Origin of the sequence: Dactylosporangium salmoneum (assembly GCF_039532525.1) — a bacterium.
Lineage (GTDB): Bacteria > Actinomycetota > Actinomycetes > Mycobacteriales > Micromonosporaceae > Dactylosporangium > Dactylosporangium salmoneum.
This window is the reverse complement of the sequence record NZ_BAAARV010000004.1, coordinates 28,139-44,373: the sequence shown is the minus strand read 5'-3', so window position 1 is coordinate 44,373 and position 16,235 is coordinate 28,139. Positions and strand designations below refer to the sequence as shown.

The 16,235-nt window shown below is 70.1% G+C and carries 15 protein-coding genes; 10 read left to right on the top strand and 5 right to left on the bottom strand.

The genetic code is table 11. The annotated features are described in order from the left end of the window. The first annotated feature begins 31 nt into the window (after window positions 1-31). Complete coding sequence (locus ABD352_RS01075) at window positions 32-1,660, top strand: HNH endonuclease signature motif containing protein (RefSeq protein ID WP_344610253.1); 1,629 nt, start codon at window positions 32-34, stop codon at window positions 1,658-1,660. On the opposite strand, the gene ABD352_RS01070 is transcribed toward ABD352_RS01075, so the two are convergent. The 3 genes from ABD352_RS01070 to ABD352_RS01060 form a co-directional block, all read right to left on the bottom strand. Further along, window positions 1,641-2,672: a winged helix DNA-binding domain-containing protein gene (locus ABD352_RS01070; RefSeq protein ID WP_344610252.1), complete on the bottom strand. Its 1,032-nt coding sequence runs from the start codon at window positions 2,670-2,672 to the stop codon at window positions 1,641-1,643. The genes ABD352_RS01075 and ABD352_RS01070 overlap by 20 nt on opposite strands. A gap of 117 nt (window positions 2,673-2,789) precedes the next feature. Beyond that, window positions 2,790-3,341: a Clp protease N-terminal domain-containing protein gene (locus ABD352_RS01065; RefSeq protein WP_344610251.1), complete on the bottom strand. Its 552-nt coding sequence runs from the start codon at window positions 3,339-3,341 to the stop codon at window positions 2,790-2,792. Window positions 3,342-3,409: 68 nt separating this feature from the next. Beyond that, on the bottom strand, window positions 3,410-3,691 hold the full coding sequence (locus tag ABD352_RS01060) for a helix-turn-helix domain-containing protein (RefSeq protein WP_344610250.1): 282 nt from the start codon (window positions 3,689-3,691) through the stop codon (window positions 3,410-3,412). 97 nt (window positions 3,692-3,788) lie between these two features. Here ABD352_RS01060 and ABD352_RS01055 point away from each other — a divergent pair, with 97 nt between their 5' ends. The 3 genes from ABD352_RS01055 (at window position 3,789) to ABD352_RS01045 (ending at window position 6,935) form a co-directional block, all read left to right on the top strand. Beyond that, the gene (locus ABD352_RS01055; RefSeq protein ID WP_344610249.1) at window positions 3,789-4,907 is read left to right on the top strand and encodes an isopenicillin N synthase family dioxygenase; all 1,119 of its coding nucleotides are present in this window, start codon (window positions 3,789-3,791) and stop codon (window positions 4,905-4,907) included. Window positions 4,908-5,137: 230 nt separating this feature from the next. After that, window positions 5,138-5,263, top strand: coding sequence for a hypothetical protein (locus tag ABD352_RS01050; protein ID WP_344610248.1), 126 nt, complete (start codon window positions 5,138-5,140; stop codon window positions 5,261-5,263). Window positions 5,264-5,651: 388 nt separating this feature from the next. Further along, complete coding sequence (locus tag ABD352_RS01045; RefSeq protein WP_344610247.1) at window positions 5,652-6,935, top strand: LCP family protein; 1,284 nt, start codon at window positions 5,652-5,654, stop codon at window positions 6,933-6,935. A gap of 165 nt (window positions 6,936-7,100) precedes the next feature. Here the strand turns inward: ABD352_RS01045 and ABD352_RS01040 are convergent, their stop codons facing one another. Beyond that, on the bottom strand, window positions 7,101-7,622 hold the full coding sequence (locus ABD352_RS01040; RefSeq protein ID WP_344610246.1) for a MarR family winged helix-turn-helix transcriptional regulator: 522 nt from the start codon (window positions 7,620-7,622) through the stop codon (window positions 7,101-7,103). 51 nt (window positions 7,623-7,673) lie between these two features. Here ABD352_RS01040 and ABD352_RS01035 point away from each other — a divergent pair, with 51 nt between their 5' ends. Further along, a complete protein-coding gene (locus ABD352_RS01035) occupies window positions 7,674-8,393 on the top strand; it encodes an NADPH-dependent FMN reductase (protein WP_344610245.1) in 720 nt (239 codons plus the stop codon). Between the two features lie 322 nt (window positions 8,394-8,715). Then, window positions 8,716-9,579: an NAD-dependent epimerase/dehydratase family protein gene (locus ABD352_RS01030; protein WP_344610244.1), complete on the top strand. Its 864-nt coding sequence runs from the start codon at window positions 8,716-8,718 to the stop codon at window positions 9,577-9,579. A gap of 181 nt (window positions 9,580-9,760) precedes the next feature. On the opposite strand, the gene ABD352_RS01025 is transcribed toward ABD352_RS01030, so the two are convergent. Then, window positions 9,761-10,951, bottom strand: a complete 1,191-nt coding sequence (locus tag ABD352_RS01025; RefSeq protein WP_344610243.1) for a M48 family metalloprotease — start codon at window positions 10,949-10,951, stop codon at window positions 9,761-9,763. Between the two features lie 198 nt (window positions 10,952-11,149). On the opposite strand from ABD352_RS01025, the gene ABD352_RS01020 reads away from it, so the two are divergent. The 4 genes from ABD352_RS01020 to ABD352_RS01005 all read left to right on the top strand — a co-directional run bounded on the left by ABD352_RS01020 (window position 11,150) and on the right by ABD352_RS01005 (window position 16,181). Next, window positions 11,150-12,820, top strand: a complete 1,671-nt coding sequence (locus ABD352_RS01020) for a GspE/PulE family protein (protein ID WP_344610242.1) — start codon at window positions 11,150-11,152, stop codon at window positions 12,818-12,820. Window positions 12,821-12,919: 99 nt separating this feature from the next. After that, window positions 12,920-14,131: a type IV pilus twitching motility protein PilT gene (locus ABD352_RS01015; RefSeq protein ID WP_425553431.1), complete on the top strand. Its 1,212-nt coding sequence runs from the start codon at window positions 12,920-12,922 to the stop codon at window positions 14,129-14,131. 144 nt (window positions 14,132-14,275) lie between these two features. Continuing rightward, window positions 14,276-15,508 (top strand): type II secretion system F family protein, encoded by a 1,233-nt coding sequence (locus ABD352_RS01010; protein ID WP_344610241.1) that lies wholly within the window; start codon window positions 14,276-14,278, stop codon window positions 15,506-15,508. Window positions 15,509-15,680: 172 nt separating this feature from the next. Then, complete coding sequence (locus ABD352_RS01005; RefSeq protein WP_344610240.1) at window positions 15,681-16,181, top strand: prepilin-type N-terminal cleavage/methylation domain-containing protein; 501 nt, start codon at window positions 15,681-15,683, stop codon at window positions 16,179-16,181. The last annotated feature ends 54 nt before the right edge of the window (window positions 16,182-16,235 follow it).

The window sequence follows — 16,235 nt, the reverse complement described above, 5'->3', positions numbered from 1 at the left end:
GATCCGGGGTGGGGGTGGTTACGGTCGGGGAATGGATGCGACGGGGGTGGTGGAGCCCCTCTCGGAGGCGCTGTCCACGCTCGCGACGCTCGATCCCGACACGCTCGACGACGCGGCGATGCGGGATGCGCTGCTGGAGCTGCTGCGGTGCCAGCATCGGCTGGACGCGGTCATCGGCAAATTCGTCGGCGCCTTCGACGACCGCCGGCTGAGTCATCGCGACGGGTTCGGGACGACGAAGCAGTGGCTGGTCGGATTCGGGCGGCTGTCCGGGCCGGCGGCCAGCGGCAGAATGCGCGCCACCGAGGTCACCCGGCTGCTGCCGGAGCTGGCGCAGGCGTTCGAGTCAGGCGAGGTGAGCGCTGAGCACGTCAACCGGATGGGCCTGACCGCCGAGGAAGTCGGCGACGAGGTCATGGAGCAGGCTGAGCACACGCTGGTCGAGCTGGCGCAGAACGCCAACCCGGAGCATCTGCAGGAGGCGTGCGGCCATCTCCGGGATCTCGCGCTGGCGGATCGGAACACGCCGCGGGAGGAGCAGTACCGGCGGCGGGGTGTGACGCTGACCCGGCTGGGCGATATGTGGCGGCTGCGCGGCGTGCTCGACATCGAGACGGGAGCGCTGTTCGACTCCGCGCTGGAGGCGTTCACGAAGCCGCCCGGGCAGGGAGACGATCGCAGCCCGGCCCAGCGGCGGCACGATGCGGCGGCGGACATGCTCAACGCGGTGCTGCGCTCGGGTCAGGCGCCCGAGGTCGCCGGGGGACGGCCCTGTATCGGGTTGCTCATGCCGGTTCGGCGGTACCTGCAGGTGCACGATCATGGCGGCGTCTCCGCGGAGATGGCTTCCGGCGACGGCGGGGAGTCGGGGCGCGGCTCGGGCTCCGATGCCGACGGCGGGGATGTCGACGGGCCCGCTGTGATGGCGGGGTGGGGGCCGGTCAGCGATGCGCTGGTCGCGCGGCTCAGCTGCGATGCGACGCTGCAGCAGCTGTGGCTGCATCCCGAGAACGGGGTGCCGCTCAAGCTCGGCCGGGCGTACCGCAACACGCCGGCGGCGCTGCGGCGGGCGCTCGCGGCTCGGGACCCATTCTGCCGATGGCCGGGCTGCCGGATACCGGCGAACTGGTGCGACAGCCATCATCTGCGCGAGTGGATCCGGGACCACGGCGAGACCGACGTGGACAATCTCGTGCTCTTGTGCCGGTACCACCACGTCTGCATGCACGAGCGCGGTTGGCGGATGTTCCGTGAGCCGCGTAGTGGCTGGATCTGGATCATGCGGCCGGACGGGCGGCGGTACGAGTTGGGGCCTAGCCAGCCGCGGGTCCGTGCAGCGCCGCCGGGCGCGGCGAGCGGGAAGCCGCCGCCGGGGTCGCGGCACGCGAATGACGTCGGCTCGGTGGGCGCGGCGGTGCTGCCCTCTGCGCCGGTCGTGAGCGGCGGGCGGAGCGCCGGAACCGACGGGGCCGCGGGGACGCCGGGCGAGGCTGCGGCGTCATCCGGTGATTCGGTCGGCAGGCGCGGTTCGCCGCCGGCTGGGGGTTCCCCGCCGCCGACGATGGAGGCGGGGCGGGCCGGGCCTGGGCGCGGGAGCCTCAGGGTCCGCGGGCGGCGCGAGCGAGGGCAGGAGGACCGGGTCAGCCGTGGAACGCCGTGAGACGATCGGCCTCGGCGGCGACCTGCTGGCGGACTCGCGGCGGTAGCGGGGCGAACTCGGTCCATTCGACGCGGCTGGCCTTCAGGGACCAGGTCCCGGCCACTTGCCCGTCGACCAGGAACGTGCCGATCGACTGCGGCATACGTACATGGAACACCTTCGAGCGGTGCTCCTCGGGGAGGATCAGCGTCCGGCGGGCGTGGGCGAGCAGCGTGGCGTCGTAGGTCGGCAGGAACCGTACCGGGGCGGGGGTGTCGGGATCCGGGAGCGGGCCGTCCGGCACGTCGACCAACTCCCGGCCGCGTTCGTCGCGGTAGGTGCACAGTTCGTGGCGGGCGAGCACTTTGGTCACCTCGGACACCGGCAGTCCCGCCCAGTCCGCGATCTCGGTGCGGTGGGCGGGACCGAACGCGCCGAGATAGCGGCGGATCAGGAGGTCTCGCGCGTCCTCCTCGGTCACGTCGGACGGGCCTACCCAGTCCTCGGCGGCGCCGAAGAGGTCGGCCCGGCGCCGCGCCCACGTACCGGACGGGGGAACGCGGACCAGGTCGAGGTGCATGCCGATCCCGTGGCGGACCTGCGGTCCGAAGAGCTTGTCGATCTCGGTTCGGCGGACCGGGCGCTCGCTGAGGAGCGTCCGCAGCCGCTGTACCGCGTCGTCCATGGCCTCGGGGTCATGCCGGTCGCGGACCGCCCGCAGGTATACGTCGCGGCGCGCCGACCGGACGCCGACCTCGAATGGCCAGTAGTCGGATCGGGAGACGAGATGGATGGTGGCGCGCAGCAGGGTCGCCTGGATCACCTCGCGGCGCTCCAGCAGGCGGGTCAGCTCGTCGCGGTCGAAGCCCGCGATGCGGGTCCACAGGCCGATGTACATCGACGGTGCGTACTGGGCCTGGAGGCCACCCATGCGCTGCAGGACCTCAGGGACGTCCAGTGAGACACGTTCCAGCAGCATCTGGCGGGCGAGGAGCGATCGGTTCAGGTCGTGCCAGGTGAGGGTCCGGTCCATGCCGGAACCGTAAACGATTGCCGGGTTGGCGCATGAATTCCCAAGGCCCGGCCGACCGGCGTGCGCCGCGCGTCGTAGCGGCGCGTTTTGTCGAGCCTGCCAGGCGGGTCAAGCCTCTCAGGCGGCGTTTTTCAACGCGGTCAGCACGAGGTCGGCGGTGCGGTCGTACGTCATGCCGAGCTCGCGCAGAAGCCCGCCGCCGTTGCCACGGTCCTCCTTGAGCACCCCCAGCAGCAGGTGTTCGGTGCCGATGTAGTTGTGCTTCATCGACAGCGCGATCCGCAGGGAGAGTTCGAGGCTCTTCTTGGCCGAGTTGTTGAACCGGGTCGGCATCTTCGTGCGGCGGAACAGAAACCCGCCCCGCTCGGCCGGCTCGGCACGGTCCAGCGCGCCCGGCCCGAAGGTCTGATCGACGCTGGCCCGCACCGCGTCGAGGTCGATGCCAATCGTTCGCAGGGCCGCGGCATCGTCCCCCGCGGCCACGGCCGCCCGGACGGCGTCGTACTCGATGCCGCAGGCGTGCAGCACTGTGCCACCGATGCCGCCCTCGTCCTGCAGCAACGCCAGCGCCAGATGCTCCGTGCCGATCGTGCGGTGGTTGAGGCTGTCGGCCTCATCCTTGGCGACCCTGACGACCGTCCTGGCCCGGTCGGTGAACCGTTCGAACATCAATGCTCCCCTTTCGGCGTGTGCGCCACCGAGGGCGACGCTCCGGTTGTCGGTTGCGAGGCCGTCCCCTAGGAAGGCCCAGGCCCAGGCCCCGGGGGCCCTGATGTCGCCTGCGACGCGTCAGCGGCAGCGCGCGTCGGTGTGCGCCCGGCATGCTTCTTGTGCACGGCCTGCCGCGACACGTCGAGGGCGTCGGCGATTTCCTGCCACGACCAGCCCTGCAGGCGCGCATTGTCGACCTGGAGCACCTCCAGCGCGTCGGCGAGCCGCCGTAGCGCCACCGCCGCCCGCAGGCCGATGCGTGGATCGGGACTTGCCGCCGCGGCCGCGAGGTCGTTTGCCTCCGTCATGCGTCAACCTTAGTTGACACCCCTGCGCCGCGTCAACCAGAGTTGACGCGAATATGAGGCAATGAGTAGCGGCCGCCCGGCACTTACCCTTCGTTGGGTGACCTCATTTCAGGCTGGGCTTCCTGTCGTTGACGTCGCCAACCTGATCCGCCACGGCGAGGACGACCACGCCGCGCGCGAGATCGAGTCGGCCTGCCGCGCCAGCGGGTTCTTCTACATATCGGGCCACGGCGTCGACCCCGGACTCATCACCCGCCTCGACCGCAGCGCCCGCGACTTCTTCGCCCTCCCCGAGGCCGACAAGCTCGAGATCGCCATGGCCCAGGGCGGGCGTGCCTGGCGCGGCTTCTTCCCGGTCGGTGCCGAGCTGACATCCGGCGTGCCGGACCAGAAGGAGGGGCTCTACTTCGGTACCGAACTGGGCCCGGACGCCCCGCAGGTGCGCGCCGGCCTGCCGCTGCACGGCGCCAACCTCTTCCCGCGGCAGATCCCCGAGCTGCGGGGCGCCGTGCTGGAGTACCTGGAGGCCATGACCGCCACCGCGCAGGCCGTGATGCGCGGCATCGCGCAGAGCCTCGGTCTGTCCCCCGACTACTTCGCGGCGAGCTACACCGCGAACCCCACCGTCCTGTTCCGGATCTTCCACTATCCGCCGACACCCCCGGACAGCACTGACTGGGGCGTCGGCGAGCACACCGACTACGGCTTGCTGACGCTGCTGCTGCAGGACGACAACGGCGGCCTCCAGGTCCGCGTACCCGACCCGGCGCCAGCGCAGCCACAGACCCCGGCCGCTCAGGAGGCCACCGTCGACCGTTCGCCCGGCGAGGGGCCCACCGGCGACGATCACCCGGAACAGTGGCTCGACGCCCCGCCGATCCCCGGAACGTTCGTATGCAACATCGGCGACATGCTCGACCGGATGACGGGCGGCTGGTACCGCTCGACGCCACACCGGGTCCGCAATGTAAGCGGCAACGAGCGCCTGTCGTTCCCGTTCTTCTTCGACCCGGACTTCACCGCCGAGGTACCTCCGCTGCCCGGACGCGCCGCCACCGGCGACCCGAGCGGAGCCAAGCGCTGGGACGGCCAGGATCTGAGGGCATTTACCGGCACTTACGGTGAATACCTCGTGCGAAAGGTGGGCAAGGTGTTTCCAGAGTTGAGCGCGGACGTCGGCGGCGGTAACGCACCCGGCATCGGCCCGACGACCTGACACCGGCCGTCAACGGAAACGACGTCCAGCCGCCACGGCAGCCTCGAACGAGCGCCGCCGAGGCGGTTCAGGACGGCGCGCCCGTTACCCCACGGCGGCCCGGATCGTAGAACCCACGTAAGGGTTCGGCGAGCCGTTCGAGCAGGTCGGGCAGGTGGCACGATGACGGGAGCAAACCTGTCCGCGGTGTTCGTAGCGTAAGAGTCACCACACCGCAACAGGAGGCGACGATGGCCACCCCGACCCCCACCACGACCCGCAAGCTCACCAAGCTCGACAGCGAGCAGGGCATGCTGCTGTTCCTGGCGGCGGTCGTCCTGCTGAGCGTGGTCAGCGTGATCGCCGTCGGCGGCTGACCGCCACCGATCGCGACTGTCACCAAAGGCTCCGGCCCTGGCGACGACGCCGACCACCATCCGCGGACGTCCGCCGGGCCGAAGCTCGAACAGAGGCAAGTAGCAGGAAGAACGCGCCGACGCAGAACTGCACAGCCAGACAGCCGCATGAGCAACGGAGCCCGTAACCCGACCCGGCGCTCATGTCGACGAGCATCGAGCGCAGCAGTCCCTCGAACAGGAGCCACGAGCAGTGTTCCAACGCCACGAGCCCCTCGACGAGAAGTCCGACCGGCCGGCCGACGACACGTCGCGCCGGCCGATGTCGTCCGTGCCCACGTCATCAAACGCCACTCGAACCAAACCGAGGGCCGAGTCGCAAGCCGTACCGGGCGGGCGAAGGACGGAGATGACTTCCGAGCAGCCGGCCGCGTCAGGCGACGGCACCCGCCCTCACGCGCTCGCCGGCACCGAAGCAGGCAAGGACCGGAGCAGAGGCAAAGGCAAAGGCAACAACGGAGAACCGGTCACCGGCGCGAACACGAGCAGCCTCCGCCGAACCCGCCGCGATCCGAAGTGGGCACGCACGCTGATCGTCCTGGGCGCGCTCATGATGATGCTCGCCGGCAGCGCCTTCGTGACGAAGAACCTGCTGGTCGGGTACGTCACGAGCAACGTACAGCAGGACGACCTCATCGTTCCCGCGGCCGAGCAGCAGGGCCGCCACGTGACGATCAGCGGCGCGAAGACGATCCTCCTCGTCGGTATCGACCCCCGGCCGGACCAGGATCCGTCGGAGGCCATCCGCTCCGACTCGATCATCGTCGTCCACATCCCGGCGGATCACCGGTCGGCGTACCTGATCTCGATCCCGCGCGATACCTGGGTCCGGATCCCGGAGTTCAACAACGGCCGGACACGGTACAACGGCGGCCACGACAAGATCAACGCCGCCTTCGCCGAGGGCGGCCTGAAGCTGACCGGCAAGGACCAGCGCCGCTACGGCATGTCCCTGCTGGCCAAGACGATCGAGGAGAACTGGGACCTCACCTTCGACGCCGCGGCGATCGTCGACTTCGCCGGCTTCACCAAGGTCGTCGACGTGCTCGGCGGCGTGGACATGTACGTCGACCAGGAGACCCGCTCCGTCCACATCGGTCACAACGCCAAGGGCGAGACCAAGGTGCCGTACATCCAGCGCTTCAACAGCTCGGGCGGCACCGACCTCATCCCCATCGCCGGCGTGACCCCCCAGACGTACCACGTCGGCTACCAGCACCTGGAGCCCTGGCAGGCCCTCGACTACGTCCGCCAGCGGGACACACTGCCGAACAGCGACTACGACCGCCAGCGCCACCAGCAGCAGTTCATCAAGGCTCTGTTCAGGGAGATCGCCAGTCGTGACGTGCTGACCGACCCCGGAAAGCTCAAGAAGGTCCTGGACGTGGTCGGTCAGTCGATGACCATTGACTCCGGCGGCATCGACCTGCAGGACTGGATCTTCGCCATGAAAGGCATCGGCGCCGACAACCTGCTCACCGTCAAATCCAACAACGGCACGTTCCACGAGTCCGCGGAGCAGCCCGGCGCGGAGGCGCTCGACGACACCACCCTGGCGCTCCTGCAGGCGGTCCGCAGCAACACCGTGGAGCAGTTCCTGACCTCCCACGTCGACCTCGTGAGCAAGAGCTAAAGGCCGCAGTCGTACCGCGAAAGCCCATCCCAGCGCGAAGCCTCCAGCGGCACGGGGACGGACCCGGACAGGCACGGGCGCGGACCCGGACAGGCACGCGACCAGAACGCGTGGACCGCGAAACGCCGAACCAGAGCGACGACCCGACCGGCTACCGCCCCGCGGCTACGCCGTGCTCCTCCGCAGATGCTCCAGCACGGTCTCGGTGATCTCCCCCAACACCCGCACCTGTTCCTCGGTCATCAGGTCGATGAAGTGTTCCCGTACCGCCGTCACGTGCCCGGGCGCGGCCGCCCGCAGGATCTCCATCCCGTGGTCGGTCAGCACGATGAACGCCCCCCGCCCGTCGGACGGGCACTCCTTCCGCGTGACGAGCCCGCGCTGCTGCATCCGCGTCACGTGGTGGGAGAGGCGGCTCTTGGACCACAGCATCCGCTCGGCCATCTCGCTGAGCCGGATGCGCCGGTCCGGTGAGTCGGACAGGCTGGTCAGCACGTCGTAGTCGGGCTCGGACAGCCCTTGGTCGGCCGCGAGCTGGCGGGCCAGTTGCAGGTCCAGCAGGGCGCGCATCCGCCGGTAGCCGATCCAGGCGCGGAACTCGGCGTCGTTCAGCCAGCGGGGTTCGCCCGCCGCCGGCCTCGCCCCGACGCCCTCGGCCGGCGTTGGCAGCACTGCGGTGTCTTCCATGTCTCAACTGTACTTGTTGACGCGTCACCAATCCAGGGTCATGATGATGACATGTCAACGACCAGTTCCGGACACTTCGCTCCTACCAGTGCGGCCCACGCGACGACCCCCTCCCGACCTGCGGAGACCACCACTCCGGCGGAAAACGCCGCCCTGGCGGAAAACGCCGCCCTGGCGGAAGGCACCGCCGAGCACCCGGCGCGCCGCCCGCGGCTCGAGGTCATCGTGGCCAGCACCCGTCCGGGCCGCGTCGGCCGCGTGATCGCCGACTGGTTCATCGGCCAGGCCGAGCAGCACGGCGGCTTCGACATCCACGTGTCGGACCTTGCCGAGCTCAACCTGCCCCTGCTGGACGAGCCGGAGCACCCGGCGCTGCGCCGCTACACCAAGCCGCACACCCTCGAGTGGAGCGCCACCATCGACGCCGCCGACGCGATCGTGTTCGTCACGCCGGAGTACAACCACAGCTTCACCGCCCCGCTGAAGAACGCGCTCGACTACCTCTCCAAGGAGTGGCGCGACAAGCCGGCGGCGTTCGTGAGCTACGGCGGGATCTCCTCCGGCACCCGGGCGGTGTACGCCCTGCGCCCCGTGGTCAGCGTGCTCGGCATGATGGCGATCAACTCCGCCGTGGCCATCCCCACCCGCACGCACATCACGCCGGACAAGCGGTTCACCTCGGACCCCGGCCTGGAGGCCTCCGCGAAGGCCGTCCTCGACGACCTGGCCCGCCTGGCCCCGGCCTTCGCCAACCTCAGGGCCGTCAAGTAGCCAGGCGCAAGGAGCCCGAAGCACAAGCAGGCGGCGCACCTGACCGAGGCGCAGATGACCCAAGCGCAAGCGGGCAAAGCGCAACCAGGCAACAGAGCAACCGGCGGCGGCAACCAACCGGCAGGCAACAGATCAGCGGCAGGCAACGGACCACCGGCAGACAGGACGACCGCGAGCAGAGCCGCCGGCACGTAGGCCAGCAGCAAGGCAACCCGAACCTGGACCGCGAGGGCGGTCGCCGGCACCACCGACGGCCGCCTCGGGCGTGCGATCTCCAGCACCGCGCGGCCGGCCGGGCGCGGCCGCATGACAGGATCGCCCCATGTCACGGATCGTCGTCACCGGAGCGAACGGCAAGACCGGGCGGGTGGTCGTGGCCGACCTGCTCGCCCACGGCTACGACGTCGTCGCCACCGACGCCGTCGGCAAGGCCGGCCACCTCAGCGACCTCGGCACCCCGATGCTCGTCGCCGACCTGACCGACTACGGCCAGGCGGTCGAGGTGCTGCAGGGCGCCGAAGCCGTGGTGCACCTGGCCAACATCCCCGCGCCCGGCATGTATCCGCCGGCGGTGACCTTCAACCGCAACTCCACCATGAACGCCAACGTCTTCCTGGCCGCCCAGGCCGCCGGGGTGGGGCGGGTCGTCTGGTCGTCCAGCGAGACGACCCTGGGCCTGCCGTTCGACACGCCGCCGCGGTACGCCCCGGCCGACGAGGACCACTTCCCGTACCCGACCACGACCTACGCCCTGTCGAAGGTCGTCGGCGAGACGCTCGCCCGGGAGATCTCCGGCTGGAGCGGCATCCCGTTCGTGGCCCTGCGCCTGTCCAACGTCCACACCGTGGACGGATCGCAGCCGGGCGACTACGCCGCGGTGCCGGGCTACTGGGCCGCCCCCCACGCGCGGAAGTGGAACCTCTGGGGGTACGTCGACGCCCGCGACGTCGCCGCCGCCTGCCGCCTCTCGCTGGACGCCCCCGTCGAGGGCGCCCAGTCCTTCGTCATCGCCGCCGCCGACACGATCATGAACCGCTCGTCGGCGAGCCTCATGGCCGAGGTGTTCCCCGACGTCCCGATCCGCCGGGAGCTCGGCGAGTTCGAGACGCTGCTGGCCATCGACAGCGCCCGCGAGGTCCTCGGCTACGCCCCGGCCCACTCGTGGCGCGACCACGTGGCCGAGTAACCCCGAGACCCCATTGCCGCGGTGACCACCCATGCCGCATGACAGAGGGTGGTCACCGCGCCACGGCACGGCCGGCCGACCACGTAGCCGAGGCCGCCGAGCCGACGGAGGAGCCCGGCCAGCCCCACAGGCGGCTGGCACTCCGAAGGCACGCGGCAACCGCCAGGCGGCCCGGGCCAGGTCACGGCCGGCGGGACAGGAGCTCCAGCAGTACCGCCAAGGCAGCCGGCGAGTCGAGCGCCGCCCGCGCCAGCAGAATCAGGTTGTGCTGCTCTCCATCCGGACTGACCAGCACTCCGGCGGCCGCCGGATGGACCCGCCGCCAGCCCTGGGCGGTCAGCGCCGACTCGGCCACCACCACGACCGACGGCGTGCCGTCCAGCTCCTCCGGCTCGGCCGGCGGCTCCGGCTGCGCCGGCCAGTTCGCCGCCACCAGCTCGTCCAGCCGGGTCATCAGCACCTCCACCACCTCGGCCGGCCCGATCGGCGGGCGCCGCAGCAGCGTCGCCACCTGGTCGGACACCGCCCGGGCCTGCCGGGCCAGCCAGCCCGGCCACTCGTCGTCCGGGACCGCGGCGAACGTGACCCATTGACCGCTGTCGCGCTTCAGCACGTGCCGCGCCAGCTCCCGCTCCATGTCCGGCGGTAGCGGCACCAGCGGTACCGAATCCACGGCTCTCAAGGCCACGTGCGCCGGGGACAGCGACGCGATCGCCCCGGCCAGGCTCGGGTGGCGCGCCATCAGGGCGATGCGGGTGTCGTCGTCCAGCGACGCGACCACCGCCCCCGCCCGGACCGCCTCCTGCCAGCCGGCGTGCAGGTCCTGGACCCCCGCGCTGGTGCGCTGCCAGACCTGCTCCTCCACGTCGAAGGCCAGGTCGGCGAACTCGAACGCGGCGAGGTCGGCCTTGACCACGGCCCGGGCCGCGGTGTGCAGCCCGGAGGCGCTGCTGGCCGCCTGGTCGGCCTTGCGCTCCAGCGCCGAGGCGAAGTCCCGGGTGGCCCGCGCGATCGTCTCCGAGCGCATCGACGGCAGCATCGACAGCGGATCGACCGCCTCCTCGTACAGCGCGCGCAGCCGCACCACCAGGTGCGCCCGCCGGTGGTCGACGACCGCGAGCTCGTGCGCGACCAGCGCCCGCACCTCGTCGACCGTCAGGCACTGCAGCAACGGCAGCCCCACGAGCAACAGCCGGCGCCGCCGGCTCGCCCAGGAACGGATCGTTCCGTACCCGGTCAGCAGCACAGCGTCCGGCCGCGCCACCCCCACCCGGGCCGCCACCTCGGCGACCAGCGACAGCAGCTCGGCCTGCGCGGCGGCCGGCACGCCCGGATATGACGGCTCCCCGGGGGCGCGGCCGCCGTACCGCATCAGCAACCACCGCGCCCGCCAAATACTGATATTGCCGGGCAATCCGCTTCTGAATTCTTCCACGACGGCAACCGACACAGCGAAGCATCCTCACGACGCCATCGCGGCCAGTCAACGAGTGCGGCCCACGCGCCCGGGGTGAAACCCGAAAGTCACCCGGGTAGTCGCCGATAAGGCCTCCAGCGACACGGGGGTGAGATGTACCAGACGTTCAGGCCGTTACTGGACGCGCTGAAAGCACGCGGGGCAGACGCACAGGCCGTCGACCGGGCGGCCGAGGAGGCCGAGCACACCGGCCGATCGATTCGTGCCGTGCTCATCAACGACCACATCGTCACCGAGGAGCAGCTGACCGAGGCGTCCGCGGACGCGTACGGCATCGCCACCCTCGACCTGGTCGGATACCCCATCGACCCGGCGGCCGTCACCAAGATCCCGATGGCCCTGGTGCTCAAGCACCGCGTCCTCGGCATCGCCCTCAACGACCACGAAATCACCGTCGGCATCACCGACCCGGGTGACGTGCTCGCCCTGGATGACGTGCGCGCCGCCACGGGCCTCACGGTCCGCCCAGTCGTCGTCGCCCGCTCCGAGCTGCGCAAGATCATCGACCGGCTCAAGCGCGAGGAGAACGACCTCGGCGAGGTCGCCGAGAGCCTGCGCGCCGAGGCCACCCCGACCGTGTCCAACCTCACCGCCGTGAACGAGGACGCGCCCATCGTGCGGTACGTCAACTCCCTGCTCGAGCAGGCCATCGTCAACCGCGCCTCGGACCTGCACCTCGAGCCCGGCGAGCACAACATGCGCGTGCGCTACCGCATCGACGGCGTGTTGCACGAGGTCGACACGGTGCCCAAGCACGTCCAGTCGGCCCTGATCTCCCGCCTCAAGATCATGTCGAACGTCGACATCACCGAGCGCCGCGTGCCGCAGAACGGCCGCATCACGGTCGAGATCAACCAGCGGGCGGTCGACCTGCGCACGGCCACCCTGCCGACGGTGTGGGGCGAGAAGATCGTCCTGCGCGTGCTCGACACCAGCGGCATGGACCTCAAGCTGGCCAAGCTCGGCTTCAGCAAGACCAACTACGACCGGTTCGCCACGTCGTTCAACAAGCCGCACGGCATGCTGCTCGTCACCGGCCCCACCGGCTCGGGCAAGTCGACCACGCTGTACGCGACCCTCGCCGAGATCAGCAAGCCCACCGTCAACATCATCACCGTCGAGGACCCGGTCGAGTACCGGCTGCCCGGCATCAACCAGGTCCAGGTCGACATGAAGGCCGGCCTGACCTTCGCCGCCGTCCTGCCGGCGATCCTGCGCTCCGACCCCGACGTGGTCCTCATCGGCGAGATCCGCGACCGCACCACCGCCCAGCTGGCCATCGAGGCCGCGCTCACCGGCCACCTGGTGCTGTCCACGCTGCACACCAACGACGCCCCCAGCGCCGTCACCCGCCTCGTCGAGATGGGCATCGAGCCGTTCCTGGTCGGCTCGTCGGTCGACTGCGTCCTGGCCCAGCGCCTCGCCCGCCGCCTGTGCGACTGGTGCAAGACCGAGTACCGCCCCAACGAGGCCGAGCTGATGGGTGCCCGGTGGCCGTACGACCTGCTCGGCACCCCGGAGACGCTGTGGCGCCCGGTCGGCTGCCGCTCGTGCGCCAACACCGGCTACCGCGGCCGCATCGCGCTGCACGAGGTCATGCCGGTCTCCCCCGACATCGAGAAGCTCGCCATCGACCGCGCCTCGGCCCACGAGATCCAGGCGGTCGCCTACCGCGAGGGCCTGCTCGACCTGCGCATCGACGGCCTGGCCAAGGCCGCCGAGGGCCAGACGTCGATCCCCGAGATCGTGCGCGTCGCCGTCTGAGCGCGCCGCGAGCGGCCCGAGTTCTCAGCTCTACCCCACGGCTGCCGATCGGGCTCACGAGGTCTTTTTTTCGCTGCATCGGTACCGCAAGGAGCCCGCGTGACCACACAAGCAGCCCCGGGCGGCTGGCAAACCCCGATGTCCTACGGCGCATCGGCAAGCCCCAAGGAAGGCGCACACCAGGGCGCGATGCACAACGCCATGGCCGGAGCCCTGGCCACCCGGGTCGCCACCAGCGACGAGCGGGCCTCACTGGACGCCATGCTCGTCTCCCTGGTCCGCGTCGGCGGCTCCGACCTGCACCTGACCGTCGGCGCCCCGCCCACGGTGCGCATCAACGGCGGCCTGCGCTACCTGCCCGGCTACGACGACCTCACGCCCGAGGACACCCAGATGCTGGCCCGCGCCGCGGTGCTCAACACCAACCAGTGGCAGCAGTTCCTCGACGTACAGGAGCTCGACTTCGCCTACGCCATCGAGGGCGTCTCCCGCTTCCGGGTCAACCTCTACAACCAGCGCGGCTCGTTCGGCGCCGCCTTCCGCGCCATCCCGCACAACATCAAGCCGCTCGACCAGCTCGGCGTGCCCGAGCAGGTGGCCCGCTTCGCCCACATGCACCGCGGCCTCGTGCTCGTCACCGGCCCGACCGGCTCGGGCAAGACGACCACCCTCGCCGCCATCCTCGACCTGGCCAACCGCACCCGCTCGTCGCACATCGTGACCATCGAGGACCCGATCGAGTTCCTGCACGAGCACAAGCGCTGCCTGGTCAACCAGCGCGAGGTCGGCGCCGACACGCAGTCCTTCGCGCTCGCCCTCAAGCACGCGCTGCGCCAGGACCCGGACATCATCCTCGTCGGCGAGCTGCGCGACCTGGAGACCACCTCGACGGCGCTCACCGCCGCGGAGACCGGCCACCTCGTGCTGGCCACCCTGCACACGCAGAGCGCCGCCCAGACGGTCGACCGGGTCATCGACATCTTCCCGCCCCACCAGCAACAGCAGATCCGCGCGCAGCTGTCCAACGCGCTGCAGGGCGTCGTCACGCAGGCGCTCGCGCCGCGGGCCGACGGGCAGGGCCGCACGATCGTCAGCGAGATCATGTTCGCCACCCCCGCCATCCGCAACCTGATCCGCGAGGGCAAGAACCACCAGATCCCGTCGTTCATGCAGTCCAGCGGCAACGACGGCATGCTCTCGTTCGACCAGCACCTGGCCGAGCGGGTCCGCCAGCAGCTGATCACCTACGAGGTGGCGCTCGAGCTGAGCCACTCGGCGGAGGAGTTCCGCCGCCTGGCCGGCCGTAACTAGCCGCCGCCCGCCCGGCCGCGCCCAGCCGCCGCCCGCCACCAGGACGACCCGGGAGCGACCGGCCCGACGACGACCTGACGACCCGGCGACCCGACGACCCGACCCGACGACCCGACGACCCGACGACCGAGGGTGCCGAGAGAGATGGCTGCCACCAAGACGTACGACTACCAGACGATCGACCACGACGGTAAGCGCACCAAGGGCAAGATCGAGGCGTCCAACGAGCTGGCCGCGGCCCAGCTGCTGCGCCAGCAGGGTCTCACGCCGCTGGCCATCACCAGCGCCGACAGCCTGATGAAGCGCGACATCACCATCCCCGGGCTCGGCAGCCGGACCACGCTCAAGGACCTGTCGATCTTCGCCCGCCAGTTCGCGACGATGACCCAGTCGGGCATGTCGCTGCTGCGCTCCCTGGCCGTGCTGGAGGACCAGGCGCCCAAGCCGTCGCTGAAGAAGGCGCTGGGCGAGGTGCGCGCGGACATCGAGGGCGGCATGTCGCTGTCCGGGGCGCTGGGCAAGCACCCGAAGGTGTTCCCGACGCTCATGGTCGCGATGATCCGGGCCGGCGAGACCGGTGGTTTCCTCGACGGCGCCCTGGACCGGATCGCGACCAACTTCGAGAAGGACGCCGCCCTTCGCGGAAAGATCAAGAGCGCGCTGACGTACCCCGTCATCGTCCTGCTGTTCACCGTGGTGATGATCAGCGCCGTCCTGATCTTCATCGTGCCCATCTTCGAGAAGATGTTCAAGCAGCTGGGCGGCGAGCTGCCGCTGCCCACCCGGATCATCGTCACCGCCAGTCACACGCTGTTCTGGCTGGGGCCGGTGCTCATCGTCGTCGTGGTTGTCATCACCGTCGCCTTCCGCCGGCTCATGACGGCCAATCCGGCCGTGCGCCTGTGGTTCGACAAGGTGAAGCTGCGCCTGCCGGTGTTCGGCCCACTGTTCACGAAGATCGCGCTGAGCCGCTTCTCCCGCAACCTCGGCACCCTGCTCGGGGTCGGCGTCCCGGTACTGCAGGCCCTCGACGTCGTCGGCGCCACCACGGGCAACACGGTCATCACCGCGGCGATGACCGACCTGCAGCAGGCCGTGCGCGAGGGCCGGCCCATGTCGACCCAGCTCAGCCAGCACAAGATCTTCCCGTCGATGGTCGTGCAGATGATCGAGGTCGGCGAAGAGAGCGGCCAAATCAGTCAGATGCTCGAAAAGGTTGCCGATTTCTACGACCGAGAGGTCGACAGTGCGGCGGAGGCACTGACCGCGTCCATCGAGCCGATCATGGTGCTCGTCATGGGTGGCGTGGTCGGCGGAATGATCGTCTGCCTGTACCTGCCGATGTTCTCGATCTACCAGAACATCCAGAGCAACTGACCGAGACCGCGCAAACACGATCGCACCGCACACGACAACGGCGGCGCACCCGGCGGCCCGGTTACTGAGAACCACGCAGGACAGCACACCAAAGCAACGCAAGACCCCTGGCGACCGGCACCGGAGCCTCGCCACTTCCCACACCCCAGGCAGTCGAGCAGGAGGCTCACCCATGAAAGAGACGCTGCGCAGGATGCAGAAGAAGCGTGCTGCCGGAGACGGCGGCTTCACGCTCGTCGAGCTGCTCGTCGTGGTCGTCATCATCGGCGTGCTCGTCGCGATCGCGGTGCCGATGTACCTGAACTACCGCAAGGGCGCCGCCAACAAGTCCGCCGAGTCCGACGTGCGCGCCGCGGTCAGCGCGATCGAGCAGTTCTACACCGAGAACAACAACGCGTACCCGGAGAGCACGACGGCCGACGTCCAGACCAAGCTCCTGTTCGGCACCACGGCCAGTGGCACCACGGCCACGGGCGGTACGCCCCAGACGGCCACGTTGTCGCCCGGCAACAGCATGCAGTACAAGAGGGCGTCCACCAAGGACAGCTACCGCATCTGCGCCGTGAACACCGACGGCGGCGTCTACTACGTCTACGACAGCTCGGCCGGCGGCTCGGTCCGCAAGGCGGCGGACGGCATCAAGACCATGGACACCTGCCTCGCCACGGGTTGACCGAACCCGGCTGCACCATGGCTGACCACGCACAACGTGATCGAAACGGCCATC

Coding starts and splice junctions, on each gene's coding strand:
- ABD352_RS01025 (WP_344610243.1), bottom strand. CDS start 10,951: ATGCGGTACGGCGGCCGCGCCCCCGGGGAGCCGTCATATCCGGGCGTG.
- ABD352_RS01065 (WP_344610251.1), bottom strand. CDS start 3,341: ATGTTCGAACGGTTCACCGACCGGGCCAGGACGGTCGTCAGGGTCGCC.
- ABD352_RS01045 (WP_344610247.1), top strand. CDS start 5,652: ATGACTTCCGAGCAGCCGGCCGCGTCAGGCGACGGCACCCGCCCTCAC.
- ABD352_RS01035 (WP_344610245.1), top strand. CDS start 7,674: ATGTCAACGACCAGTTCCGGACACTTCGCTCCTACCAGTGCGGCCCAC.
- ABD352_RS01030 (WP_344610244.1), top strand. CDS start 8,716: ATGTCACGGATCGTCGTCACCGGAGCGAACGGCAAGACCGGGCGGGTG.
- ABD352_RS01040 (WP_344610246.1), bottom strand. CDS start 7,622: ATGGAAGACACCGCAGTGCTGCCAACGCCGGCCGAGGGCGTCGGGGCG.
- ABD352_RS01060 (WP_344610250.1), bottom strand. CDS start 3,691: ATGACGGAGGCAAACGACCTCGCGGCCGCGGCGGCAAGTCCCGATCCA.
- ABD352_RS01050 (WP_344610248.1), top strand. CDS start 5,138: ATGGCCACCCCGACCCCCACCACGACCCGCAAGCTCACCAAGCTCGAC.
- ABD352_RS01020 (WP_344610242.1), top strand. CDS start 11,150: ATGTACCAGACGTTCAGGCCGTTACTGGACGCGCTGAAAGCACGCGGG.
- ABD352_RS01005 (WP_344610240.1), top strand. CDS start 15,681: ATGAAAGAGACGCTGCGCAGGATGCAGAAGAAGCGTGCTGCCGGAGAC.
- ABD352_RS01075 (WP_344610253.1), top strand. CDS start 32: ATGGATGCGACGGGGGTGGTGGAGCCCCTCTCGGAGGCGCTGTCCACG.
- ABD352_RS01010 (WP_344610241.1), top strand. CDS start 14,276: ATGGCTGCCACCAAGACGTACGACTACCAGACGATCGACCACGACGGT.
- ABD352_RS01070 (WP_344610252.1), bottom strand. CDS start 2,672: ATGGACCGGACCCTCACCTGGCACGACCTGAACCGATCGCTCCTCGCC.